Source organism: Pseudoalteromonas sp. KJ63-1 (assembly GCF_055808145.1).
In genome coordinates this window covers 2,106,472-2,128,877 of the sequence record NZ_CM147855.1, presented here as the reverse complement: position 1 = coordinate 2,128,877, position 22,406 = coordinate 2,106,472, and the positions used below count along the sequence as shown (strand labels likewise).

Annotated in this window: 16 protein-coding genes and 3 pseudogenes; 15 read left to right on the top strand and 4 right to left on the bottom strand. The window is 40.1% G+C overall.

Translation table 11 applies throughout. The features are described from left to right. Window positions 1–10: 10 nt before the first annotated feature. The 8 genes from AC0L7Q_RS10150 (at window position 11) to rlmM (ending at window position 6,616) form a co-directional block, all read left to right on the top strand. On the top strand, window positions 11–385 hold the full coding sequence (locus tag AC0L7Q_RS10150) for a SirB2 family protein (RefSeq protein WP_413402543.1): 375 nt from the start codon (window positions 11–13) through the stop codon (window positions 383–385). Window positions 386–514: 129 nt separating this feature from the next. Next, the gene (locus tag AC0L7Q_RS10145) at window positions 515–1,342 is read left to right on the top strand and encodes a tetratricopeptide repeat protein (RefSeq protein ID WP_413402541.1); all 828 of its coding nucleotides are present in this window, start codon (window positions 515–517) and stop codon (window positions 1,340–1,342) included. A gap of 20 nt (window positions 1,343–1,362) precedes the next feature. Then, on the top strand, window positions 1,363–2,616 hold the full coding sequence (locus AC0L7Q_RS10140) for a DUF819 family protein (RefSeq protein ID WP_413402539.1): 1,254 nt from the start codon (window positions 1,363–1,365) through the stop codon (window positions 2,614–2,616). A gap of 9 nt (window positions 2,617–2,625) precedes the next feature. After that, window positions 2,626–3,480 (top strand): 3-deoxy-8-phosphooctulonate synthase, encoded by an 855-nt coding sequence (gene kdsA / locus AC0L7Q_RS10135; RefSeq protein WP_054202475.1) that lies wholly within the window; start codon window positions 2,626–2,628, stop codon window positions 3,478–3,480. A gap of 119 nt (window positions 3,481–3,599) precedes the next feature. After that, window positions 3,600–4,496, top strand: a complete 897-nt coding sequence (locus AC0L7Q_RS10130) for a transcriptional regulator GcvA (protein WP_413402537.1) — start codon at window positions 3,600–3,602, stop codon at window positions 4,494–4,496. Next, window positions 4,496–5,152, top strand: coding sequence for an alpha/beta family hydrolase (locus AC0L7Q_RS10125; protein ID WP_413402535.1), 657 nt, complete (start codon window positions 4,496–4,498; stop codon window positions 5,150–5,152). The genes AC0L7Q_RS10130 and AC0L7Q_RS10125 overlap by 1 nt, the downstream gene beginning before the upstream one ends. Beyond that, window positions 5,145–5,513: a DUF423 domain-containing protein gene (locus AC0L7Q_RS10120; protein WP_024602653.1), complete on the top strand. Its 369-nt coding sequence runs from the start codon at window positions 5,145–5,147 to the stop codon at window positions 5,511–5,513. Before AC0L7Q_RS10125 ends, AC0L7Q_RS10120 begins: the two co-directional genes overlap by 8 nt. A 17-nt stretch (window positions 5,514–5,530) precedes the next feature. After that, a complete protein-coding gene (gene rlmM / locus AC0L7Q_RS10115) occupies window positions 5,531–6,616 on the top strand; it encodes a 23S rRNA (cytidine(2498)-2'-O)-methyltransferase RlmM (protein ID WP_413402533.1) in 1,086 nt (361 codons plus the stop codon). A 43-nt stretch (window positions 6,617–6,659) separates the two neighbouring features. Here rlmM and cysZ read toward each other — a convergent pair. Then, window positions 6,660–7,387, bottom strand: a pseudogene (gene cysZ / locus AC0L7Q_RS10110) (sulfate transporter CysZ). A 311-nt stretch (window positions 7,388–7,698) separates the two neighbouring features. On the opposite strand from cysZ, the gene AC0L7Q_RS10105 reads away from it, so the two are divergent. The 5 genes and pseudogenes from AC0L7Q_RS10105 (at window position 7,699) to speB (ending at window position 15,519) form a co-directional block, all read left to right on the top strand. Further along, on the top strand, window positions 7,699–9,945 hold the full coding sequence (locus AC0L7Q_RS10105) for a sensor domain-containing phosphodiesterase (protein WP_413402531.1): 2,247 nt from the start codon (window positions 7,699–7,701) through the stop codon (window positions 9,943–9,945). Between the two features lie 386 nt (window positions 9,946–10,331). Then, a pseudogene (locus tag AC0L7Q_RS10100) lies at window positions 10,332–11,890 on the top strand (BCCT family transporter). 185 nt (window positions 11,891–12,075) lie between these two features. Continuing rightward, entirely contained in the window at window positions 12,076–12,534 is a 459-nt protein-coding gene (locus AC0L7Q_RS10095) for a GNAT family N-acetyltransferase (RefSeq protein WP_290171122.1), read from the top strand. 144 nt (window positions 12,535–12,678) lie between these two features. Further along, window positions 12,679–14,592 (top strand): biosynthetic arginine decarboxylase, encoded by a 1,914-nt coding sequence (gene speA, locus AC0L7Q_RS10090; RefSeq protein WP_413402527.1) that lies wholly within the window; start codon window positions 12,679–12,681, stop codon window positions 14,590–14,592. A gap of 3 nt (window positions 14,593–14,595) precedes the next feature. After that, the gene (gene speB, locus AC0L7Q_RS10085) at window positions 14,596–15,519 is read left to right on the top strand and encodes an agmatinase (RefSeq protein ID WP_036982103.1); all 924 of its coding nucleotides are present in this window, start codon (window positions 14,596–14,598) and stop codon (window positions 15,517–15,519) included. 65 nt (window positions 15,520–15,584) lie between these two features. On the opposite strand, the gene AC0L7Q_RS10080 is transcribed toward speB, so the two are convergent. The 3 genes from AC0L7Q_RS10080 to AC0L7Q_RS10070 are packed head-to-tail and all read right to left on the bottom strand — an operon-like array spanning window position 15,585 to window position 18,000. Continuing rightward, complete coding sequence (locus AC0L7Q_RS10080; RefSeq protein WP_409423441.1) at window positions 15,585–15,875, bottom strand: hypothetical protein; 291 nt, start codon at window positions 15,873–15,875, stop codon at window positions 15,585–15,587. Beyond that, window positions 15,872–16,912, bottom strand: a complete 1,041-nt coding sequence (locus tag AC0L7Q_RS10075; RefSeq protein WP_409423440.1) for a M48 family metallopeptidase — start codon at window positions 16,910–16,912, stop codon at window positions 15,872–15,874. The genes AC0L7Q_RS10080 and AC0L7Q_RS10075 overlap by 4 nt, the downstream gene beginning before the upstream one ends. Beyond that, window positions 16,912–18,000, bottom strand: a complete 1,089-nt coding sequence (locus AC0L7Q_RS10070) for a YjgN family protein (RefSeq protein ID WP_413402524.1) — start codon at window positions 17,998–18,000, stop codon at window positions 16,912–16,914. Before AC0L7Q_RS10070 ends, AC0L7Q_RS10075 begins: the two co-directional genes overlap by 1 nt. Before the next feature lie 173 nt (window positions 18,001–18,173). Between AC0L7Q_RS10070 and AC0L7Q_RS10065 the strand changes: the two genes are divergently transcribed. Both AC0L7Q_RS10065 and AC0L7Q_RS10060 read left to right on the top strand, forming a co-directional pair. After that, window positions 18,174–18,905 carry an RNA methyltransferase gene (locus tag AC0L7Q_RS10065; RefSeq protein ID WP_413402522.1) on the top strand — a complete coding sequence of 244 codons (732 nt, stop codon included), beginning with the start codon at window positions 18,174–18,176 and terminating at the stop codon, window positions 18,903–18,905. A 68-nt stretch (window positions 18,906–18,973) separates the two neighbouring features. After that, window positions 18,974–22,374: pseudogene (locus AC0L7Q_RS10060) on the top strand (chromosome segregation SMC family protein). The last annotated feature ends 32 nt before the right edge of the window (window positions 22,375–22,406 follow it).

Below are 22,406 nucleotides of genomic sequence, written 5' to 3'. Positions count from 1 at the left end.
AAAAATAAACATGGATTATTTAGCATTAAAACACACGCACATGGCGATTGCGCTAGTGAGTATTATTTTATTTTATGTACGTTCTTTTTCTCGCATGGGCAGTGGCAGCCTTACTAAAAATAAAGTGGTTTTCATTGGTAGCCACAGCATAGACACCTTACTAATTATTTCAGCTATTACTTTAATGGCCATGGCTAAAATAAATCCGCTAGAGCAACTTTGGCTATTAGAAAAAATTGTACTGGTGGTTATTTATATCGCCGTTGGGATTATTAGTGCGAAGCAAACCACAACATTACCTAAAGTTATGTTTTTAGTGTTTAACACTGCGGTTATCTTAGCTATTGGCTTTTTAGCAACCGCTAAAGCCCCGCTATTGTTGTAATTAACAATACTTGCTTAAGCTTTACACTACAGGTGTAAAGCTTGCCTCTTTATTTCATTTCTGATTATTGGTATCTAACCTTAAAATTAGGTAAACTACGTGTTCGTTTTCTAGAATGTTGTAGTATGAATGACCACCCTCGGGTTTGATGAACACGATGAATCTTATATAGAAGATGCCTACGATGACTTTTTGCCACCGGCAATATATCGTTGTATTAAAGCAGAAGCTAAATGGGACCCTCAAATAGACTTAACACCAAGTCTTGAAATATTGACTGCGTTTGAGCAACAAATAGAGACTATTTGTTCGCAAACACGCGATCCGCATGATCGTTTAGAACAATTACTTGATTGCTTTTACAGTCAGTGGTTATTTAGTGCGTCAAGCCTTAAAGTACCTGAGTACAAGCTAAACAGTATTAGCTACACCTTGTCTATGCGCAGTGGTACACCCACGACTTTAGCTATTTTATTATGTCATTTTTTACAGCATGCAAAACTAGATGCTAGTGTAAGCATAACTCAAGGCGAAGTGGGCATTCACGTCGCAATGAGCGATGATGAAGGGTACATTGTTGAGCCAAGTAGTGGTCAACAAAGCTGGTATATCATTCCTGAAAATACCAACGAAGATAATGCACAAGAGCAAGAGCCTCTTGAACTTATTTTTGAAGACGAAGTATATAAATTATTTTTAGCGCAACAAAAATGGTCTTTTATTAGTGAGAACAAATTTGGTCATGCGTTAACTTGCGTTGATTTATTAATGGAAATGCTAGGAGATGATCCCTATGAGCGACGCGACAGAGGCTATTTACTAAATCAGCTAGGCTGCCCTAAAATGGCACGAGATGATTTACAATTTTTTGTTGATGAGTGTCCCGACGACCCTGCTATTGAAGTCATCCAACATCAAATTGAAGAACTTGAAGATAATCATAAGACCCACCATTAAAAATAAAAATAGGAAACGTTATGGCTGATCCCCAAACTGCTTTGATCACCAATGATGCTGTTGTACTAGGTTTACTGGCGATTATTTTAGGCTTTATTTTTAAAACCTCGTCAAGTCAGCGGCCAGGGCTGGTCGCATTTTACAAATATGTGCCTGCATTATTGCTGTGTTATTTTTTACCATCGTTGTTAAATACCTTTGGTATTGTTGATGGCTCGCAATCGAGTGTGTATTACGTTGCCTCGCGGTATTTATTACCTGCGTGTTTAATTTTATTAACCATTAGCATTGATTTAAGAGCGATTATTAATCTGGGCCCTAAAGCATTAATTATGTTTTTAACGGGCACCGCAGGTATTGTGATTGGTGGCCCATTAGCTATTTTAATTATGAGTGCCGTTTACCCTGAAGCTGTGGGTGGACATGGCCCCGATGCGGTTTGGCGGGGTATGACAACTATTGCGGGCAGCTGGATTGGCGGCGGCGCAAACCAAGCGTCTATGAAAGAGATGTTTGAAGTTGGCGGTGATATCTTCTCTGCTATGGTTACTGTTGATGTGATTGTGGCTAATTTATGGATGGCGGTATTATTATTAATGGCGGCTAACCATAAAACGATTGATGCCAAAGCGGGGGCCGATACCACCGCGATTGAAGATTTAAAACAACGTGTTGAAAAATACCATGCAGAGCATGCCCGTATGCCAACGCTGAATGATTACATGATGATTATTGCTATTGCCTTTGGTATTACTGGTTTAGCACATTTTTGTGCTGATATTTTAGGACCCTTCTTTGCCAATAATTATGCATGGGCAAAAGAATACAGTTTAAATAGTAAGTTCTTTTGGCTTATTGTTATATCGACCACTATAGGCATTAGTTTATCGTTCACTAGAGTGCGTCATATCGAAGCCTTTGGCTCGTCTAAAGTGGCATCAGCATTTTTATATATCTTAGTAGCATCAATTGGTCTGCATATGAATGTGATGGCGATTTTTGATTCACCGATGTATTTTGTGATTGGTGCGATTTGGATGCTAACTCACGCCAGCTTAATGCTGATTGTTGCTAAACTAATTAAAGCGCCGTTATTTTACATGGCTGTCGGCTCTCAGGCCAATGTGGGTGGCGCGGCCTCGGCCCCTGTTGTCGCCGCTGCGTTTCATCCATCACTGGCACCGGTAGGCGTTTTATTAGCGGTACTAGGCTACGGTGTAGGTACATATATGGCGTATATTTGTGGATTGATGATGCAAGCAGTTGCACCATAAGGAATTAAAATGAACAACCAAGTTATAAATATTAATCAAATAGAACTGGCAAATGATAAACCTTTCGTTTTATTTGGTGGCATGAACGTACTGGAATCACGTGATTTAGCGATGCGTATTGCCGAGCATTATGTTGAAGTGACCACTAAATTAAATATTCCTTATGTATTTAAGGCGTCATTTGATAAAGCCAATCGCTCGTCAATCAATTCTTACCGTGGTCCGGGCATGGAAGAAGGCTTAAAGATATTTGAAGAGATTAAAAATACCTTTAATATTCCTTTGATCACTGATGTGCATGAGCCGCACCAAGCAGCACCTGTTGCTGAGGTTGTTGATGTTATTCAGCTACCGGCATTTTTGGCTCGTCAAACAGACCTAGTGGTTGCAATGGCAAAAACAGGCGCCATTATTAATGTGAAAAAGCCACAGTTTTTAGCCCCACATGAAATGCGTCATATCATTACTAAATTTAATGAAGCGGGTAATAATAATGTGGCCTTGTGTGAACGTGGTTCAAGCTTTGGTTATAACAACCTAGTGGTTGATATGCTGGGCATGGATGACATGAAAACCATGGCGCCCGTTATATTTGACGCTACTCATGCGCTACAACGTCCTGGCGGTCGAGCTGATTCAGCCGATGGTCGTCGTGCTCAAGCAGCAGAACTGGCTCGTAGTGGCATGGCACTGGGTATTGCGGGCTTATTTATTGAAGCACACCCAAATCCAAATGAAGCAAAATGTGATGGCCCTTGTGCATTAGCACTGAGTAAATTAGAAGGGTACTTATCGCAAATGAAAGCGGTTGATGATCTAATCAAAAGCTTTGCTCCGCTTGATACCAGTGCTAGCGATTTATAAGGCTTATTAACTCATTAAAAAGCGACTTAGGTCGCTTTTTTTGTGGCTTGAATATACTCTTTCCCAGCATAGGTATATAATTCACCGCATAAGAAAAACTAATTCTAAGCTTGGTTGCCATGTCAAGACGAGTTCCTCCATTAAACGCGCTAAAAGCTTTTGAAGCTGCAGCCCGTCATTTAAGCTTTACTAAAGCCGCAGAAGAGTTGTATGTGACGCAGGCTGCGGTAAGTCATCAAATTAAAACCCTCGAAGAGCACTTAGGGTTAAAGTTGTTTTTGCGTAAAAATCGCTCGTTACTTCTGACTGAAGAAGGTCAAGGCTACTTTTTAGATATTAAAGAGATTTTTACTCAGCTAATTGACGCAACCGAAAAGCTACTAGCCCGTGGTGCAAAAGGCTCGCTAACAGTGAGTTTAACCCCGAGCTTTGCGATTCAATGGCTTATTCCTCGATTGAGCTTATTTAACGAGTTACACCCTGAAATTGATGTGCGAATTAAAGCCCAAGATCAAGACGAAAACTCGTTAACAGACGATGTTGATATTTCAATTTATTATGGTCGCGGTCATTGGAGTGGCGTACAAGCTTATAAATTGCACACTGAATACTTAGTGCCACTGTGTAGCCCATTATTGTTAAGTGGCCCTAGAGCGCTTAACCAACCAAGTGATTTAGCAAACCACACCTTGTTGCATGACACCACTCGTAAAAACTGGAAAACATGGATGAAAACCGCGGGGGTACGCAACGTACAAGTTAACCAAGGGCCTATTTTTAGTCACTCTTCAATGGTACTGCAAGCTGCGGTACATGGCCAAGGGGTTGCAATTGGTAATAGTGTTTTAGCAAAACCAGATATTGATGCAGGGCGATTAGTGATCCCGTTTAATCACAGTTTAGAAAGTAAAAACGCTTATTATTTGGTGATCCGTGAGTCGCAAAATGAATTGGGTAAAATTGTGTCATTTAGAGATTGGATGTTAAGCCTCGTTGAGCAGGAGCAAGAATATTAATGAGCATTGAATGGGTTAAAAGCAGTCAGCAACCGGCCATAGCACAGTTTATATTTGCTCATGGTGCAGGGGCTGGCAGTGACTCTGAGTTTATGCAAACCATGGCAAAACAGCTCAGTGAGTTTGGTATTGAGGTTGGGCTGTTTGATTTTGAATACATGCGTATTGCTAAACAAACCAATAAACGTCGCCCACCAGAGCGAGCACCAAAATTACTTACATATTTTGAGCATATACTTACTCAAGCTGATGCAAATTTACCGCTATTTATAGGGGGTAAATCAATGGGCGGGCGCATGGCGTCTATGCTTGCTTGCTCAACCTCGCATGCTGTTTTAGGTGTACTTGCGTTTGGTTATCCGTTTCATCCACCAGGCAAGCCAGAAAAGCTCCGCACTGATCACTTTGCAGACATACCATGTCCTTTTTTAGTACTACAAGGTGAACGAGACACCTTTGGTACCCGTGAAGAGCTTGCCACAATGGCCATGCCAAAACAGCCGCTGTATGTGTGGTTAACTGATGGTGATCACTCACTAAAACCACGTAAAAAAAGTGGCATTACTGAGCAGGAAAATTTGAATGTTGCAGCAATCCAGGCCGCTAAATTTATAAAAAACACTGTAGAGAATATAAAAGAGGAAAAACATGGTTAAACTATTTTTACTCGCAGGCAGCTTTTTTTGTATGCTTTCAGTGATACTGGGCGCATTTGCTGCCCATGGTTTAAAAAGTCGCTTATCAGATTACGCTATTGGTATTTTTAAAACCGCCGCCGAGTATCAAATGGTACATGGGCTGGCACTGATTGCAGTGGCAATATTAATAAAGTGGGGCATTAACTTAAGCATGGCAGGTGGTTTTTTTATAGCGGGTACACTGTTATTTAGTGGCAGCTTATATTTACTGGCTTTAACCGGCTTAAAGTGGCTGGGCCCAATTACACCACTAGGTGGACTGTGTTTTATTATTGGTTGGATAGTTATTTTAGTGCAAGTTGCACGATTTAAGTTTTAAAGAGTTTAAGGGTTAATATGTCTAGTGTTGTGATTTACTGTCGTAGTGGTTTTGAAAGCGATGCCGCTGCTGAAATAACGTTTCACGCCGCCGAGCAAGGGTTTGCTGGGTATGTAAAAGCAAAACCAAATACCGGTTATGTTATTTATGAATGTTTTGAAGCGCAGCACAGCGACGAAATAATCAAAAAAGTTGATTTTAAAAATATGGTATTTGCACGCCAATGGTTTGCCGGTAACCTAATAGAAAATATGCCATTAGAGGATAGAGTGGGCGCTATTGTAGATGTCGCAAAAGACTTTACTTTATGCTCTGAGCTGCGAGTAGAAACTCCAGACACCAACGAGGGCAAGGAGTTACTGACTTTTTGTAAAAAAATATCGACCCCGCTTAAAAAAGCACTCGAGAAACAAAATACCGTATTGCGTGAACCAAAAGCCAATCGTCCAGTAATGCATGTGCTATTTTTAGCTAATAATACTGCGTATGTAGGTCACTCTTACAGTTTTAACAACTCACCTTTCTTTATGGGGATCTTACGTTTACGTATGCCAAACGACGGCCCAAGCCGTTCAACCCTTAAGTTAGATGAAGCATTTAATGTATTTATTCCTGAGCAGCAGCGTGAGTCAAGAGTACAAGCTGGGATGCGCAGCGTTGATTTAGGTGCTTGCCCAGGTGGTTGGACTTATCAGTTGGTTCGTCGTGGTATGTTTGTTAGCGCGATAGATAATGGCCCAATGAATGAAAGTTTAATGGAAACAGGGCAAGTAAAACATTTTAGAGAGGATGGTTTTAAATACCGCCCAGAAAAAAGAAACATAACCTGGTTAGTTTGCGATATGGTAGAAAAACCAACGAAAGTAACTAACTTGATGATTGACTGGGCAGTAAACGCCTATGCAAAAGAGCTTATTTTCAATTTAAAATTACCGATGAAAAAACGCTTTGATAGTGTGTATGAATGTCTAAAAATGATTAGAGAAGAAATGGCGAAGTTCGGTATCAGCTACGAATTACAAGCTAAGCATTTGTACCATGATCGTGAAGAAATAACGGTGCACTTAAACGTAATTAAAGTACCACAAAGCTTATATAGTTAATCTATTAGTGAGTATAAAAAATGGGCCAAGTGGCCCATTTTTTTTAATTACGATATTGTGGTCGGTAATGCTCAACCCATAACCGTGTAGCGCCGCATACTGCCACAGGCATTACAATCAAATTTATAAATGGGATAGCGGTTAGCAGCATCACTGCAAAACCAAACCCGTAAGATAAGCCTTGTTTGCTTTTTAAGTCATTTTTCATTTGGGTAAAGCTGATTTTGTGGTTATCAAAAGCATAATCTTTATATTGCACCGCATACATCCAGCAGGTAAAAAGCACCCAGAGTACTTGGCCTATTACCGGTAACACCCATAATAAAATAAAAAAGCCGATTGCGCGTGGGAGGTAGTAGCAAAGCTTAGTCCATTCTCGGCCCAGCATTCGCGGCACATCTTTTACTAAATCAGCTAATCCGTCATCGTTAATTTTTTGACCAGTTAAGTATAGCTCAACCTTTTCACTTAGTAAGCCATTGAAAGGGGCGGCTATAAAGTTAGTAATAACGGTAAATAACATACTGTAACTAAACAGCACCACCAGTACAGCAATTGGCCACATTAACCATTCGAGCCAACTAAGCCATTCTGGAAGCATTGAATTTACAGCGTTAAAGCCATCACTAAGCCAGCCAAATAAAAAGAATAAGGAGCTACCAAATAATAAAATATTAATAAGTAGGGGTATAAGCACAAAGCGTTTTAGCCCTTTTTGACTAATTAACTTAAACCCGGAAAAAAATATTCCATACCTTGTGTTATTTGCACACTAACCTCACCAATTATTACTATTTTAGCTATTATAAATAGCCTGATGATTTTAAACAGTACTTTTAAGTAACAAAGTATTTAATAAAGGGCATTTGCATACGCGATAATAATAAATTATTCATTTAGGAAGTATTTAAACTCTTCATAAGTGCCTAGTTAAATAAAATGCTCGCGCAATAGACAAAATTCCGATAGATGCTAATTTCAATATTATGTATATTCGAGCAACAGTAATAAATTTATTATAAAAAGTATTTCGTAAGAATATAGCGGCGCATTTAGCTTAAGTGATTGTTGAGGGAAATAACTTGATTGAAATAATGAGAGTCAGAAAGCTGCTTTCTCAGCAACAAAATATATTATCTAAAATAGCCTTGGGTGCACCACTTGATGAGGTGCTTGAAAATATTTGTTTATCTATCGAGGAGCTAATTGAAGACCCTTCTGCAAAGTGCTCTATATTAACGCTCAAAGGTGAGCAGCTATTTCATAGTGCGGCCCCGAATATTGCAAACGGTTATTGTGAAGCCATTAATGGTATACATATCGGCCCCAGCGTTGGCTCATGCGGTACTGCAGTACATGAAAAAAAGCGAATTATTGTCTCCGATATTGCAACATCACCCTTATGGGAAAACTATAAAGCGTTGGCATTGAGTTTTGATTTAAGGTCGTGCTGGTCAACCCCTATTATTTCAACACAATCAGACATATTAGGCACTTTTGCAATTTATCATGACAGTGCCAAGTCACCAACAACACAAGATTTAGAGTTAATAGACTTTTTTGTTGATTTCACCAGTATTGCTTTGGAAAAGCACACAGAGTCACTAAAATCAAAAGTGTTACTTGCAGAGTTACAGCAAAGTAATGAAAAGTTTAAAGCCTTCGCAAAAGTGCTTCCCGATCTAACCCTCATTTTGAGTGAAGAGGGGAAGTATATCAATGTTCACGGCACTACTAATGAAAGTTTATATTTAAGCCAAGAGCATGTGATTAATCGAAATGTCAGAGACATTATGCCTCCTAAAGATGCTAATCCTATTATGGAGGTAATTGCCAAAACACTTCAAACTAATGAAGTCCAAGTGTTTGAGTATCAGCTAAATATAAAAGGTAAGCAGCTTACATTTGAAGGGCGAACAGCTCCGCTTGAAAGTTACCAACCTAATAATCCCTCTCAGCGACATGTAGTATGGATGGCCAGAGATATCTCTACTCGCAAAGCGGCAGAAGAGGAAGTGCAACGGTTAGCATTTTTTGATCCGCTTACAAACCTCCCGAACCGCAGAATGCTCAATGATAGACTCAGTATGTATGTTGAACAAATTAAGCAGTCTGATCATACTGGCGCACTCTTATTTTTAGATTTAGATAACTTTAAACGTATAAACGACTCGTTAGGGCACAATGCCGGTGATGAGATACTGGTTGAGCTTTCACAGCGACTAACGCGTGTTTTAAGCCCGACAGATACCCTTGCGCGCGTGGGCGGTGATGAATTTATCATACTCATTGAGAATGTAGGAGATAGCCATAAGCAAGCGAGTCTTGAATCAGAATTAATGGCTGAAGTGGTACAAAGCGTTTTTTATGACAAGTTTGAGATAGGGGATTTGGCGTTTCAAGTTAGCTGCAGTATAGGCATATGTTTAATTAATAACGCCAATGCTATTAGCGAAAATATTTTAAAATTTGCAGATACCGCTATGTATCGCTCTAAAATGAAAGGCGGTAATAGTAGTAGCTTTTACGATCCTGCACTGCAAACCTTACTGGAAAATCAAACTGAGCTTGAAACAGATATAGTAAGAGCGATTGCATGTGATGAATTTTGTGCTTACTTCCAGCCTCAATTATCAATTGATGGTAGCATTATTGGTGCAGAAGCACTCATACGATGGAATCATCCAACCAAAGGACTTATCCCTCCTAATGCGTTTATTCCGATTGCCGAGCAATTTGGCTTAATTCAAAAGTTACAAAATATTGTATTACGCGATATTTGTATTTTACTGGAAACGCTGCGAGCTGATAACGTACTGAAAAACCAGTTTAATGTGTCTATTAACATCAGCCAATGTCAGTTTAATTCTTCTACTTTAAAAGGCGAGTTGTTTAAAGCGATTGAGACGTATAATGTAACACCCTCGCAAATTAAATTAGAGATCACTGAGTCCATGTTAGCGGGTGATTTAATGAGTACGGTCAAGCAAATGAAAGAGCTAAAATCGCAGGGGTTTGTATTTTCAATTGATGACTTTGGTACCTGCTACTCGTGTTTAAAGCATTTAAGCGTGTTTCCTATTAATGAACTAAAAATAGATAAAAGCTTTATTGATAAAGTGTTGGATAACGCATCGGGGCAAAGTATCGTGCAGTCTATTATTGGTTTAGGTCATAGTTTAGATATTAATATAGTAGCCGAAGGGGTCGAAAGTGCTGAGCAACTACATATATTAAAGTCTATGGGTGTAAACGCAGTGCAAGGGTACTTATTTGCAAAACCCTTAACACACAGCAATTACTTAAAATGGCATAAGCAGCATTACTAACAGAGGTGGCAGGTTCAGTTACCCTAATCGATAAGTCGCTTTGTTTAACCTCTAATTGGGCAGTAACGTTTGCTAACTTACTGCGTTTTAGCTCAAACAGAAATGTATACTTTTTGTTTATTTGCTAGCTAAGTGTAATGAGTTTTTTACTATTTTGTAACAGTTGCATAAATCATTGCTGTGGCATTGGTTTAGCGTTTTCAACGCGTTAAACTAGTCAGGAATTGGCAATAAGTCTACTTGTTGTGACATTATCTAAGCGTAAACACGACAGGTACTTAAAACTTGCTTTTGAGTTGCTTTTTTGTTCGTTGTAACTATGGTTTAGGGTTATGTCATGGTATGTCGCTATGTCGGTAACTGTAAAAAACCATTAGGAGCGATAAATGAATACCACGAAAGCAGCTTTAAAGTCGGGTGAAACACACTCTCCCCGGGTAAAGTTTCTGGAAGGGGTTGATATACCCGTTTTTTTAATCAGTGGCGGTATATTAGTTTTGTTTGCTGCGCTGGCACTGTATGACATAAAACTGATGTCGGATTGGATCAACTCTGCTTTTGCCTTCTCCACCAAAATATTTGGCGCCTTTTGGCAAGTTCTGCTGTTATTAACCTTTGTGATTGGTATATTTCTGGCCGTAGGCCGCACCGGTTCAGTGGTGCTGGGTGGTTTAAAAGCCCCTGAAATATCTACCTTTAAATGGATAAGTATTATTATGTGTACTTTGCTTGCTGGTGGCGGTGTATTTTGGGCTGCAGCAGAGCCAATGGCACACTTTATTTCTCCGCCCCCGTTATTTGGTGGTGAAACTGGTACTAAGGATTCCGCCTATAACGCCCTTGCACAAAGCTTTATGCACTGGGGGTTTTTAGCTTGGGCTATTTTAGGCAGTTTGACTGGTATTGTTTATATGCATCTTCATTACGAAAAAGGCCTGCCACTCAAACCACGCACTTTGCTTTACCCCGTATTTGGCGATCGTGCTATGAAAGGTGCGCTTGGTACTATTGTTGATGCATGTTGTGTACTTGCTGTGGTTGCTGGCACTGTAGGACCGATTGGTTTTTTAGGCTTACAGGTGAGTTTTGGTCTAGATAAATTGTTTGGTATTCCTGACACCTACACCACACAAGTAGTTATCTTATTTAGTTTAATTGGCATTTATACACTTTCAGCGGTAAGTGGGGTTACCAAAGGTATTCAGCTACTAAGCCGTTTTAATGTGGTATTAGCTGTAGTGCTGATGTTGTTTATATTACTAATGGGGCCTACTGCGTTTATTATCGACAGTTACATTCACTCCTTCGGTTTGTATTTAGATAACTTTATTCCTATGGCTACATTTCGTGCTGATAAACCATGGCTAGATTGGTGGACTGTATTTTTTGGGGTTGGTTTTTAGGTTATGGCCCATTAATGGCTATGTTTGTTGCACGTATATCTCGTGGACGTACTATTCGTGAAATGATCTTACTTATTTCTGTGGTTGCTCCTGTGATCACGTGTTTTTGGTTTACTATTGTGGGTGGCTCAGGCATCTTTTTTGAGTTAAATAACCCCGGTGTTATATCAGAACCTTTCGCAGGGCTTAATTTACCAGCGGCATTATTAGCCATTACTGAGCAGTTACCTATGGGGTTTGTTGTGTCGGTGTTATTTTTAGTACTGACCACTATTTTTGTGGCAACAACAGGTGATTCAATGACCTACTCGGTATCTATGGTAATGACGGGCACCGATCACCCACAAACGTCTATTCGGGTGTTTTGGGGGATCATGATGGGGGTGATGGCGGCGTTGCTCATTTCTATAGGCGAGGGCGGAATTTCAGCCTTGCAGTCGTTTATTGTGGTCACTGCTGTGCCTGTGTCATTTGTGTTGCTACCGTCACTGTGGACAGCACCACAAATAGTTAAGAAAATGGCAGACGAACAAGGACTTTAATAATTTATAAAGAGCGCTAGTAAGCGCTCTTTTTCTGGGTACATCATATTCTCACCTTGTTATTGAGCTATTTATTATCCTAGCAATAAACTAACCCACTAAAAATAACTTAGCCTAAGTAGGTTGTTCATTCCTATCGATACGGTATAGTTTAAATATATTTAAGCATAACCTTGAGATAAACTATGCAGTTAGTCGATTTAGACCCTAGTGACCAGGATGTGATCAACGTATTTGCTGATATAGATCGACTTATTAGTTCATTATATCCCGTAGCAACTTCACAAGCGCTTACAGTTAATGAGCTTGGTCAACCGAGCGTTTACGCTGTAGGGTTAAAAAATCAAGACGGAATAGTTGCCTGTGGCGCAATAGTAAAGCAATTTGATGGTAGCTGGTATGGCGAAATTAGACGGCTTTACGTAAAACCTAGCTATCGCGGAAAAGGATTGTCACGGCGTATTATGCAAATTTTATTGCACTATGCTGGCGAAGAAGAAATCCCAATCATAAAACTAGAAACAGGACCAAAGCAAATACAATCAATCCATCTTTATGAGAATTTAGGGTTTGTGCAATGTGCCCCTTTTGGTGAATACACAGAAAACCCGAATAGCTTATTTATGGAGCTTGCGCTCAGCTAATACTACTTTTTTTGAAGCTTTCATTTATCAATTTCAATCCTAACTCGTTACGAGTAGAAATACTTGTTGGACATGAATCACTATTTTTCTTTTAATGCGCGTCAACTAGCCGGTTTGGCATTCATAAATAAAAGAGAAAGATAAATGAAAGAGACAACATCACTTGAACAAGCTCGCACGAGCTATAACGTTCGTCATTGGAGCCAAGGTTTTTTTGGTATTAATGATCAAGGTGATGTGTATGTTGCGCCCAAGGCTGATGCCCCACAGCAAACCATTGCACTAACAGACATTGCTAAGCAGCTTGAAGACAAAGGTTTAAGTTTGCCAGCACTCGTTCGCTTTCCACAAATTTTACACCATCGTGTGCATAGCTTATGTGGCGCATTTAATACCGCAATAGAAAGCTATGGGTATCCAAAAGACTATTTATTAGTTTATCCAATTAAAGTAAATCAACAACGCGAAGTCGTTGAAGAAATTGTTGCCAGCCAAGCACAAGTAGAAAAAAAACAGCTAGGTTTAGAAGCAGGCAGTAAGCCAGAGTTATTAACCGTATTAGCACTGGCAGAAAAAACCAGTGCGGTGATTGTGTGTAATGGCTACAAAGATAAAGAATATGTGCGCTTAGCGCTGATTGGCGAAAAGCTGGGCCATAAAGTGTATATCGTACTTGAGAAACTGTCTGAGCTGGACATGGTGCTTAGCCAAGCCAAAGAACTTAACGTAAAACCGCGTATTGGTATTCGTGTGCGTTTAGCCTCGCAAGGCAAAGGTAAATGGCAGGCCAGTGGTGGTGAAAAATCGAAGTTTGGGTTGTCTGCTTCGCAAGTGCTGTATGTAGTAAACCGTTTAAAAGAAACTGATCAGCTTGATTTAGTACAGCTTGTGCATTTTCACTTAGGGTCGCAAATGGCCAATATTCGTGATGTACGCTTAGGTGTAAGTGAAGCTGCGCGTTTTTATTGTGAACTACGCAAGTTGGGTGCACAAATAGAGTGCCTTGATGTAGGGGGCGGTTTAGCGGTTGATTATGACGGCACGCGCAGTCAATCTCACAACTCAATGAACTACAGTTTAGCTGAATACGCAAATAATATTGTGTACACCATAGGTGATATTTGTAAGCAGTATGAACAGCCTTTTCCTACCATTATTTCAGAGTCGGGAAGAGCATTAACGGCGCACCACGCGGTACTGATTTCTAATGTAATTGGCACCGAAACATATGCACCGGAAGAAATAGAAGCGCCAGCAGATGACGCGCCGCAGTTACTTAAAAATATGTGGATTTCATGGCAACAATTACATGTGCTTACTGATGACCGAGCATTAATTGAGATTTTTCACGACAGCCAAGGTGATTTAGCTGAAGCGCATAGTCAGTTTGCGATGGGATTATTAGATTTAACCCAACGTGCATGGGCCGAGCAAATTAATTTGCGTGTGTGTTATGAACTAAATAAATTAATGGATAATAAAAACCGTTTTCATCGTCCGATTATTGATGAACTGAATGCGCGTTTAGCGGACAAGTTTTTTGTCAATTTCTCATTGTTTCAGTCATTGCCAGACGCATGGGGAATTGATCAAGTGTTTCCGGTATTGCCTTTAAGTGGTTTAACGCAAGCACCGCAAAAGCGTGCAGTGTTACTAGATATCACCTGTGATTCAGATGGCGCTTTAGAGCACTATGTTGATGGTCAAGGTATTGAAAGTACGTTGCCAGTACCTGAGTTCACAGCAGATAAACCATATTTGATGGGGTTTTTCTTAGTAGGTGCCTACCAAGAGATTTTAGGCGATATGCATAACTTATTTGGTGATACGCACAGTGCTATTATCAATATGGATGAACAAGGTGTTGCTAGTATTACAGAAATCAATCATGGTGATACTGTGGCTGATATGATGCGTTATGTACATTTAGATGTTGAAGGTTTTCAGCAGTCATATGCGCAGTTAGTGAGCGCAAAAATTGCACCTGATGAACAGCAAAGCGTTTTAGACGAGTTGCAAAGCGGCCTTGATGGCTACACTTATTTAGAAGAGTTATAAGCAATGTCTAGCTTGTTTGGTTGTGTTGACCACTCATTGTACTCAAATGGGATGACGTTTTTACGTCGTCCTATGGTACAAAATATTAACGCGATTGAAGCCGATGTAGTGGTACTGGGTTTACCGTTTGATCTGGCCACTTCAGGGCGCCCTGGTGCCCGCTTAGGGCCTGATGCTATTCGCAGAGCGTCAGTGCATTTAGCGTGGGAAGATACCAAATACCCGTGGACATTTCCGTTGTTTGAGCGCTTAACCGTGGCGGATGCTGGCGATTTTACCTATCCGGTAGGCGACCCTGAATATTTTACCGCGCAACTAGAAATGGCGGCAGAGCAAATACTTCGCCAAGGTAAAACATTGCTAGGCTTGGGCGGCGATCATTTCGTAACCTTACCGCTATTGCGCGCACATGCAAAAATTCATGGCAAAATGGCGTTAGTGCATTTCGATGCCCATACTGATACTTACAGTAACGGTTCGCGTTTTGATCACGGCACCATGTTTTATCATGCGCCAATGGAAGGGTTAATTGATGTTAATCACAGTATTCAGCTAGGTATTCGTACCGACTTTGATCAAAGCAAGCATGAGTTTGCAGTGATTGATGCCATGCAAGCCAATGATCTGCATGCGAATGATATTGCAGCACAAATTATTGAGCGAGTGGGTGATTTACCGGTTTACTTAACCTTTGATATAGATTGTTTAGACCCCGCCTTTGCACCAGGTACGGGCACACCCGTGTGTGGTGGTTTAACCTCTGATAAAGTGCTTAAAATCTTACGCGCACTTAAAGGCATTAATATGGTGGGAATGGATGTGGTTGAAGTATCTCCGTCGTACGACCAAAGTGAGCTTACCGCCATTGCCGCTGCAACGATTGCCAGTGAATTACTGCATTTGTGGGCACTTAAGCATAAATATTAATTTGTGTTAATGCAGCTTAAAAAGCGCCAATTAGGCGCTTTTTTTGTATAAAAATAAAAGTACTATTAAAACTGCATATTGTGCTTTTTAGCATAAATAAAAAACACTGGGATTTCGATTATGACGTAAGTTAAAAAAGTAAACCAAAACCAATTAACTTCAAATATTAACCAGCTAAATTGCACGTCCGAGTTGTAATAAAGGCTAGATGCAATTAATAGCGTAATGCCTGTTGCAAATAAATCTTGCACCGATATTTTTTTAAAGCTACTGCCTGCAAAGCGCGGATAAATAAATCCGTAGCCAAGCGTTATCATAATGATAACTAATAACAATAAATTCAGTTCAGGGGTCATTCTGGTTTATATTGCCTCGCATATTCTATTCGCTCTTGAGAACTTGGGTGCGTTGATAAATACTTTAACCAAGTATCATCATAGGTCCCTTCTTGCGCTTTTAAATTATTTTCCAGTGCTTCAATTGCATCTGCAAAGTCGTGGTTAGAATACCCTAATTTTAAAAGGTTTTTAATCGCATATACATCGGCTTCTTGTTCCATATCTCGCGAAAACGCTTGTTGTAAAAAAGATGAACCAGAGCCAAGCACGACCTCTAATATACCTTCTAAGTCACCAAAAATAACTGCAAATACAACGGTGCTCGCTGCAGCTTGTGCTGCAAGGCGAATGCTGTGATGGTGCTGAACATGACCAATTTCATGAAGTAAAATAGCACGCAGGGCATCAGGGTCATTTTTTAATAGATCAACAAGTTCGTCAGTTACTACAACCCGACCATTTGGAAGAGCAAACGCATTAGCTGAAAAATAATCAGACTGATAAAAAGATAGCCTAAACTTTGCACTGTCTAAATTGAGCGAGTTTAGCATTAAACGCCATTGTTGCTGTATTTCAGATTGCTTATTAGTGGAAAGTTGAGAAGGTTCTAATGCGACTTTTTCTATCACACTGAGCGTTTGCTCTCCCATCGTTTCAATTGTCGAGCCAGGTGCTAAATTAACGCTATAAACGGCTACTGATGGTATTAAGCGGTATAAAATTAACCAAAGTAATAGGGGAATTAGCAGCACGGATGCAACAATAAGAATCTTATTTTTTTCTAAGCGTTCACTGAGTCCATGCTCTTTAAGCGCGAATGGCCACCTAAATTCTACATCTTGAGGTATAAATCGCCCACCATCAGCAAAATTTAACTCTGACGCCATGCCAGGTAACGGGCTATCAAGTTGGCAATCGTCTAAAGTTGATGAAAGTAACGTCGTATTCTCAGAGTCAACAAGCGTTATTTGCTCATGGGAAAGGTGTGCATAGCTTTTAATATGCTGGCTGCTATTAGGGTAATAATAACAGCCAAAAATAGGATAATTACTCATTAGGTGAGTGAAATATCAATATCAAACACATTAGCAGCTTCTTCAGCAAATGATGACTGCTCATTTTGTGCAACATCAATCAACGAAAGTGCGCCGCTATAAATAGTGACTTCAGTAACCGATGCTAATAGCTTTGCTCTGCGTACTTTAGCCCAAGGGTAGGCCAGTCCTAAGGTAAATATAATTGCCAGTACATTGGTAAATAGTAAGATGGCATAGTCAATGGCTTTTAAGTTCGAATCAAAGCTCGCGACTTCTGTAAATTCGCTGTTATTAAAAATATGATTTCGAATAATCGAATGATAAACAGCGCCTACCAGTGTTAAAAACGCAACATACAACACAGCAATTAGTAGCGGCACTATAATTGTAGAAAGGCTAAAGTTTTGTGTGTTTAAGTTATCGATAGTTAAGGCACTTGCACCAGCAAAGAAGCCAAAAATAACTAAGCCACCTATTGCAACTCCTAGGGTAATAAGTGCTGCGATATAATAGCGTTCGCCTTGAAGATTTACTGTAAGTGGTTTATTTCCATAGCTGATGTTTTCATGCATATATTGATCAATTCGCTTTAATACATACGGCAGTAATAGATGTAATGTGAATACACTTGCAATAGGTAATAAAACAAAGTTAATAAATGCATCGCCGTAATTACCTGAAAAGGCAAAGCGTACATTACGATGGCGAGTCATACGCATATTAAAACGCAGACCTTGGTTGATGATCCACGGCAATAAAAATAAAAAGCCAATAGCAAATAAAAGGCCTATCGCCGGTGCGAGGCTGCTAAGTAAGGTGTAAATTAAAAATGCGATGACCGCTAAAATGCGTCCTTTTAAAATTTGTATTGGGGTCGCTAGATAGTTAAAGCTATGACCGTCGATACGCGTATGACCGTAAAAATAACGATAGGTGCGAACTTTTGCCCATGCAGAGTAAATTCCGAGAGTAATAATACTCAGCAGTATATTAACAATCCATATGCCAAAAAATTCGCCGGCTTTGCCGCTAAATTGTACTTTACCGCTAAAAATAGCAGGGGGTGTTTGATTTGACTCAGATGAAGTTGGGTGTACTGATTCCATTTTAAAAATATATCCATGTTGTTTTTTGTAAATTTACCTTTTTTAGATAAAAAAACAATCTTTATAATTAGCTAGTTGATTGTAAGTAGGCTATTTTTATTGCTTTTACTGTTTATGGGGCTGCACTTTAAGTCACCTCTGGTATACTGTGCAGATAATTTAATGGGGCTGTCATGATTTCAAAAAACCAACTTAAACTTATTCGCCAGCTTGGCCAAAAAAAGTATCGCAAGCAATTTAATCAATACTTAGTACAAGGCGAAAAAAATGTACTGGAGTTATTAAATAGCCCATTAAAAGTAAACGATGTATTTGCAACGCAAAGCTTTATTGATAATAACCAAAGCGCATACCCTCAAACGCATTTTATTACAGCAGATGAAGAGCAGCTAACAAAGGTAAGTACTTTGGTAAGTAATAATGCGGCTATTGCAGTTATTGATATGCCAAGCACCGTATTACCAGATGAAAACAGTTTAATATTAGCCTTAGATGGCGTATCTGATCCTGGTAATTTAGGTACTATCATTCGCGTGGCTGATTGGTACGGTATAAAACATATTGTTGCTAGCACTGACAGTGCCGATCCGTATAACCCAAAAACAATTAGCGCCACAATGGGGTCGTTCGTTCGCGTATCGATAAGCCAAGTTGAATTGCCTGAATACTTATCTACATTAAACATGCCTATTTATGGTGCATTTTTAGATGGCCAAAGTGTGCATAGCACTAAATTTAGTGGCCAAGGTGTATTGCTTATGGGCAGTGAATCACATGGAATACGCGAGCAGTGTGCAAAATTAGTGAGCAACAAAATAACCATACCGGCTTTTGGCGGTGCAGAGTCGCTTAATGTAGCAATGGCCACGGGTATTATTTTAGATAATTTTAAACGCCAAGCTTAACTTTTTAGCTATTTATGCGTTAAGTTACTTATAGTAAAAAACAATAATAAATCGGTAATAACAATAAAATGCGCTTAAGCACTATTAAATTAGCGGGCTTTAAATCTTTTGTAGAGCCCACTAAAATTCCATTTCCAGATCAAATGACGTGTGTTGTCGGCCCTAATGGCTGTGGCAAATCAAATGTCATTGATGCGGTGCGATGGGTGCTTGGTGAAAGCTCAGCTAAAAACTTACGTGGCGATGCCATGACTGATGTCATTTTTAATGGCTCTACTAACCGCAAGCCCATTTCGCAAGCCTCCGTTGAACTAATATTTGATAATACCCAAGGTAAGTTACCCAATACTTTTGCTGATCGTAACCAAGTGGCTATTAAGCGTTTGGTGACTCGCGATGGTCAGTCATTGTATTTTTTAAACGGCAGTAAATGCCGTAAGCGTGATATCACCGATATATTTCTAGGTACCGGTCTTGGGCCGCGAAGTTACGCTATTATTGAACAAGGGATGATCTCACGTTTAATAGAGAGCAAACCGCAAGAGCTTCGTGTTTTCTTAGAAGAAGCCGCAGGGGTCTCTAAATATAAAGAGCGCCGCCGCGAAACGCAAACACGTATAAAAAGCACCCGAGAAAATCTAGAGCGACTGCTTGATGTTCGCCAAGAGCTACAAAACCAGCTTGATAAACTGGCGGTACAATCGGTTGAGGCTAAAAAATATCGCGAACTTAAATCCCACGAGCGCACCTTAAAGGGGCAAATAGCGGTATTAAAATGGCAAAAGCTGCATCAGCAACAGCTTGATAAAAGTGCGCAAATAAAAAAGCTGGATGACCAAATCAGCTTCTTTAAAACGGCGCATTCAGGCCATGATGATGTGCTGGCAAGCCTTGATGCTCAAGTGCAAGCTCAACAAGATAAACTCGATGATGCGCAGCAACAGCAGCACCTTACGCATACCGAATTGACTCGCAGTGAACAGCAGGCAATTAGCATTAAACAACAAACGCTTTCACTGAAACAAAATTTAGCCAAGTTAGAGCAACAAAAAAACCAAAGTGAAGAAGTCAAAACGCAGCAACAAAGTCTTTGCCAGGAGTTAGATGACAACTTGCAACAGGCTATTGAGCATCACTTAATGTGTAGTGAGCAAGTTATAGAGCTTAGTGATGAGGTTAATCAGCTGCTGGAGATTAAAAATGCCGACACATCACAGTGGCAATCACTAACAGAAGACTATCAAAAATTAAATAATCAGCAGCTAGCGCATGCAAATGCAGTAAAACATACAGAGCAGAAAATTAGTTATGTTAAGCAACAACTAACGCAGCTTGATGAGCAAATAGATGAGTTAAAACGCAGTGAGATAGAGCAGCAATTAACTGAGCAACAGCAGCACAGACAAACGCTAACAGAGCAGCTGGCTAACGCGCAAACTGCTCATAGTAGAGGTCAAAGTGCTCAGGCAATACAGCAGCAACAGCTTGATGAAGCTCAGCAACAATGGCAGCATTTATCTCAGCAAGTTAATGAACTAAAAGCCGGTATAGCAGGGCTAAAAACTACCCTTGGACTTGAAAAAAACAACGATAAAACTTTAACTTTATTCAAGCAGTTAACTGTTCAGTCTGGTTATGAGTTTTTAGTCGAGCAGGCGCTGTCATCACTTGAGCACATTCATATTTCACCAGGTAAAGCAGAAAATAGCACGTGGCAAATACCTTCACAGTCTGTGGCAAGCAATAGTATTGCTGCTTTTATTAGCGCTGGTATCTACCCCGAGTTATTAAACCATATTGCTTATGATGCCGAGGGTGAAGCACACCACCTTAACGATGCCAGTTATATTGCAGTGATGGACAAGCAAGGGGCGTTACATGGTCGAAATTGGCATGTGAGTGGCGATAAAAATGCTGATAATTCCTTATTATTAATGCACAAAAAGCTTAAGCAACAAGAAACCTTACTTGAGCAACAACAACAGGCATTAATTGATGCACTCTCTACACTTGAAGATCACCAAGCGCAAGCTGCATTAATAACCGAGCAGCAAAACGAGCGCAAAGAAACTATTCACCAATTAGCACAACAGTTAGCCGTAGCAACATCGCGTGGTGATATGCTCAAAGCGCAAGCTGATCAACATCTGCAGCAGTTGACGAAATTACAACAACAGCGTCAGCCTCTGCTAGAGCAACAACAGCAGTTAAGCGAATTATTGGGCGAAGAGCTTGATAAGAATGAACAGCTTGCACAGCAATTACAGGCATTAGCTGAAGAGCTGAACAACGCAGATAGCGCACGAATAAATAGTGATGAGCGTTACAAGCAAGCTTTGAATAATGCTGAACAATATAAAACGCAAGCACATCAGGCAAACCTAAGTGAGCAAAAAGCACGAAGTGAATGGCAGCTCAGTCAAACTAAACTTAGTCATGCAGTACAGGCGTTTACAAGTGCTGAAGAGGGCGCTCAAGAGCTAGTAGAGCAAATTGAAGCGTTACTTATTCCTGAGCAGGAGCTTGCATTAAGTATTGAACAATTATTAGTACAGCACCAACAAGGCGAACAAACGCTTGTAGATATTCAGCAGCAGTTAGCTCAAGCAAAACAAGAATTACAAAACAAACAAGCGAGTTTAAAAACGTCACAAGCTGAGCTGGTGGCATTACAAGAGCAACACCAAAAGCTGAGCATTGAAGAGCAAAGCCTATTAATAAAAGCGCAAGCGGTACTTGAGCCACTTAGCGAGCTTAATCAAAATTTAAAACAGGTTTTAGCAGAGCTTCCTGCAGAGTTGTCATTAACTGCAGCGCAAAATCAACTTGCTGGAGTCACTAATCAGCTAGAGCAATTAGGGGCCGTTAACCTTGCAGCCATTGATGAATTTGAACAAGCTAAGCAAAGAAGTGATTATTTAAATAATCAGCTGGATGATTTAACCCAAGCGTTATCGGCATTAGAGGGCGCTATTCATAAAATAGATCGCGAAACTAAAACGCGCTTTAAGTCTACCTTTGATCAGGTAAACCACGATTTTGGCCAGCTTTTTCCAAAAGTATTTGGCGGCGGCAGTGCTTACTTAGAATTAACCAGTGACGATTTACTCGAAAGTGGTGTTAGTATAATGGCAAGACCTCCGGGTAAAAAAATTCGACAATTCATTTGTTAAGTGGTGGAGAAAAAGCGCTGAGCGCATTATCATTGGTGTTTTCTATATTCAGGCTCAATCCAGCTCCATTCTGTATGCTGGACGAGGTAGATGCCCCGTTAGATGATGCCAATGTGGTCCGTTTTTGCCGATTGGTTGAAGAAATGTCACAATCTGTGCAGTTTATTTATATAAGCCATAATAAAATTGCAATGGAAATGGCGGGTAGATTAACGGGTGTAACCATGGCAGAGCCCGGCGTGTCGCGTATGGTTGCTGTAGATATTGAACAAGCGGTGCAACTTGCACATGCATAATTTTATAGTCATTTGCTAGTTATTTTAGGTAA

Bases quoted from the DNA above. Each gene is read 5' to 3' on its own strand.
- AC0L7Q_RS10125 (WP_413402535.1), top strand. From the start codon at position 4,496: ATGAGCATTGAATGGGTTAAAAGCAGTCAGCAACCGGCCATAGCACAG.
- AC0L7Q_RS10140 (WP_413402539.1), top strand. From the start codon at position 1,363: ATGGCTGATCCCCAAACTGCTTTGATCACCAATGATGCTGTTGTACTA.
- AC0L7Q_RS10095 (WP_290171122.1), top strand. From the start codon at position 12,076: ATGCAGTTAGTCGATTTAGACCCTAGTGACCAGGATGTGATCAACGTA.
- AC0L7Q_RS10120 (WP_024602653.1), top strand. From the start codon at position 5,145: ATGGTTAAACTATTTTTACTCGCAGGCAGCTTTTTTTGTATGCTTTCA.
- AC0L7Q_RS10080 (WP_409423441.1), bottom strand. From the start codon at position 15,875: ATGACCCCTGAACTGAATTTATTGTTATTAGTTATCATTATGATAACG.
- rlmM (WP_413402533.1), top strand. From the start codon at position 5,531: ATGTCTAGTGTTGTGATTTACTGTCGTAGTGGTTTTGAAAGCGATGCC.
- kdsA (WP_054202475.1), top strand. From the start codon at position 2,626: ATGAACAACCAAGTTATAAATATTAATCAAATAGAACTGGCAAATGAT.
- AC0L7Q_RS10070 (WP_413402524.1), bottom strand. From the start codon at position 18,000: ATGGAATCAGTACACCCAACTTCATCTGAGTCAAATCAAACACCCCCT.
- AC0L7Q_RS10065 (WP_413402522.1), top strand. From the start codon at position 18,174: ATGATTTCAAAAAACCAACTTAAACTTATTCGCCAGCTTGGCCAAAAA.
- AC0L7Q_RS10145 (WP_413402541.1), top strand. From the start codon at position 515: ATGACCACCCTCGGGTTTGATGAACACGATGAATCTTATATAGAAGAT.
- speA (WP_413402527.1), top strand. From the start codon at position 12,679: ATGAAAGAGACAACATCACTTGAACAAGCTCGCACGAGCTATAACGTT.
- AC0L7Q_RS10150 (WP_413402543.1), top strand. From the start codon at position 11: ATGGATTATTTAGCATTAAAACACACGCACATGGCGATTGCGCTAGTG.
- AC0L7Q_RS10130 (WP_413402537.1), top strand. From the start codon at position 3,600: ATGTCAAGACGAGTTCCTCCATTAAACGCGCTAAAAGCTTTTGAAGCT.
- AC0L7Q_RS10075 (WP_409423440.1), bottom strand. From the start codon at position 16,912: ATGAGTAATTATCCTATTTTTGGCTGTTATTATTACCCTAATAGCAGC.
- speB (WP_036982103.1), top strand. From the start codon at position 14,596: ATGTCTAGCTTGTTTGGTTGTGTTGACCACTCATTGTACTCAAATGGG.